3 protein-coding genes are annotated in these 2695 nt (G+C 68.8%); all 3 read right to left on the minus strand.

Annotated elements, in window-relative coordinates:
* A partial coding sequence (locus K8V11_RS07330; RefSeq protein WP_303912138.1) for an alkaline phosphatase family protein occupies positions 1 to 541 on the minus strand: 541 nt, incomplete at its 3' end.
* 39 nt (positions 542 to 580) lie between these two features.
* Positions 581 to 1792: an MFS transporter gene (locus K8V11_RS07335; protein WP_303912141.1), complete on the minus strand. Its 1212-nt coding sequence runs from the start codon at positions 1790 to 1792 to the stop codon at positions 581 to 583.
* Positions 1793 to 1865: 73 nt separating this feature from the next.
* The coding region (locus tag K8V11_RS07340) for an ATP-binding cassette domain-containing protein (protein WP_303912142.1) at positions 1866 to 2695 on the minus strand (830 nt) is incomplete at its 5' end.

The raw sequence follows: 2695 nt of genomic DNA on the forward strand, positions 1-2695 counted from the left end.
GGGCGCGGAACGAGGCGCGTGTCAGTCCCGAACGCTCCTGGTAGCCGGGCGCGACGTAGTGCACGTCGATGCCGGCGTCCGCGAGTTTTTCGAGGCGGCTGGGGCTGGTCTGGACCTCGCGCGGGGGAAGATCGGCGCGGGCGTCCGCTCCGCGCGCGGAATCGAAGCGCCAGCGCAGCGAGTTGAACAGGCGCCTGCCGCTCCCCTGCTCCGGTAGGCCGAAGCTGTAGCCGACGATGCCGTGGGCCCCGCACGGCGCTCCGATCGCGAGCGTCGACAGCGAGGTCGCCGTGGTGGCGGGGAACCCGGCGGCGATGGTGTGGGCGACGCGCGCGTGGAGGGTGGGCGCGAGCTCGCGATGCCGCTCGAGGAGGTTGGCCCCGAGCCCGTCGATGAGCAGCACCACGACGTCACGATTCGGGGCCAGGGCGAACGGGGCGTGCGCCCCATCGATACCGCTCAGCCCGAACGATGCCGCGACGGCGGGGAGAACGTCGGCCAGTTGGCCCTGCGTGGCTGAGTGGTGCTGATGCGCCGGCATGGGTAGGTCCTTTCGCGCTCGTACCTAGCCGCGATTGTGTCACCGCTCGGGCGCGCTGTGCCCCTTTCGGCCGAATGCGGTGATGGCGAGGGCTGCGATGCCGGCGACCATCGCGAGCGCGACGTAGCCGGTGCCCACATCGGGCAGCGAGATCGTCTTCGACGCCTGCCCGGCGGCGAGCCCGGGGATGGCAGCGCCGCTGTAGGAGATGAGATACATCGTCGCGAGGGTGCCCGCGCGCTCGGAGGCTTCGACGTTGCCGAGCACCGCACGCATGCCGCTGCTGTTCGCGGCACCCTGCGCGAGCCCGGCGATGAGGCTGACAGCGAGGAACGGGCCGATGGCACCGGCGTGCAGCGACACCATGACCGCCACCGAGAGCACGAGAAACGCGGCGAGCCCGAGGCGAAACGCATGAACCGGCAGCATTCGCCCGGACAGGCTTCCGCCCAACGGGGCGAGGATCACCGCGGAGGCGAACACCACGGAGATCACCAGCGCGCTGCTCGAATGGAAATAGTCCGCCGTCATACCCGGGGCGAAGGCCTGATAGAAACCGGTGAACGACCAGGTGGCCACCAGTGCGCAGCCCGCGGCGGCGAGGACCCGCCCCGAGCCCGCCGGCACGTGGACGCGCGGCACGAGGGAGCCGAACGCGCCCGCGCGCCGCGGCATGGTTTCCGGGCACAACGCGACAAGGACGGCGATGAGGGCGAGCACGACCGCCGTCAGGATAAGGGTGAGTGTGCGCGGGAACGGAGCGAACTCCGACAGCGTTCCCGAGATCAGTGCGCCGACGGGAATGGCGAAAGGCGGGGCACTGCTCGTGATCACCGCGGGCAGCCACAGGAGTCGGCCGCGCGGGGCGGCGTCGATAACGAAAGCGCCCGCCGCGGTCGACGCGAGCCCGCAGGCCAGGCCCTGCAGCATGCGGGCGGCGAGGAGCACCGGCAGCGAGTGAACCTGGGTCATCACCACACAGCCCGCGATGGCGAAGAACAGTGCCGCGATGATGACCGGCTTACGCCCGAGATGGTTCGAGAGACGCCCGAGGAATAGCAGCGAGAGCGCGGTGAACGCGAGGTAGGTGACTGTGGTGAGCGCGAGGTCGCCGTCCGTGATCCCGTCGGTGACGCGAAACATGTTGTAGAGCGGGACGGGCACGCCCGAGGACATGAAGATGAAGATCATCGCCGCCGAGGCGATGGCGAAGACCGCAGGACGCGGCAGGCGCGGAGACCGCGGGCTCATCGTCGCATCGACGACCCCGTCCGCTCCTCCGTGCGCGACTGCGAACGCGGTGTGCTCTGGTGTGTGCTCATCGTCAGTCGAGCCCCTCCGAAAGTTCCATCCACTGTTCCTCGAGTTCGGCGATCTCCGTCTCCTTCGCGCCGACCTTCTTGCCGAGATCCGAAAGCCCGCCGATGTCGCTTTGGTCGTGCGCGGCCATTTCGGCGTTGAGTTTCTCGATCTCTGCGGAAGCCTTGTCCATCTTGCGTTCCACGGCCGCGAGTTGCTTCTCGGCGGCGCGCTTCTCTGCCCCGGACAGTTTGGGCTCGGCCGACGCTGCCGCCTCGCTTGGCGTCGCCGACTTCATCCCGCCGGAGCTCGCAGTGCCCTTGGCGATCTCGGCGCTACGGCGAAGGTATTCGTCCACGCCGCCGGGCAAGTGGCGAAGGTGCCCCTGCAGCACGGCGTACTGGTCGTCGGTGACGCGCTCGAGGAAGTACCGATCGTGGCTCACCACTACAAGAGTGCCGGGCCACGAGTCGAGGAGGTCCTCCATCGCCGCGAGCATGTCGGTGTCGAGGTCGTTGGTCGGCTCGTCGAGGATGAGCACGTTGGGCTGGCTCAGCAGGATGAGCAGAAGCTGCAGTCGGCGCTGCTGCCCGCCCGACAGGTCCTTGACGGGTGTGGAGAGCTGCGCGCTGGCGAAGCCGAGGCGTTCGAGGAGCTGCGCCGGTGTCATCTCCTGCGCCTTCGATCCACTGCCGAGGGTGTACGTGCTCTGCAGCTCGGAGATGACGACGCGGACCGGGTCGTTCATGTACTTGTCGAGCTCGTGCGTCTGCTGCGTGAGCGTGGCGACCTGTACGGTCTTCCCGCGCTTGACCCGACCATCCGAGGGCTCGACATCGCCGGTGATGAGCCCGA

It is taken from the genome of Dietzia timorensis (genome assembly GCF_020742175.1).
Taxonomy (GTDB): Bacteria; Actinomycetota; Actinomycetes; order Mycobacteriales; family Mycobacteriaceae; genus Dietzia; species Dietzia timorensis_A.

Bases quoted from the DNA above. Each gene is read 5' to 3' on its own strand.
- K8V11_RS07335 (WP_303912141.1), bottom strand. From the start codon at position 1,792: ATGAGCCCGCGGTCTCCGCGCCTGCCGCGTCCTGCGGTCTTCGCCATC.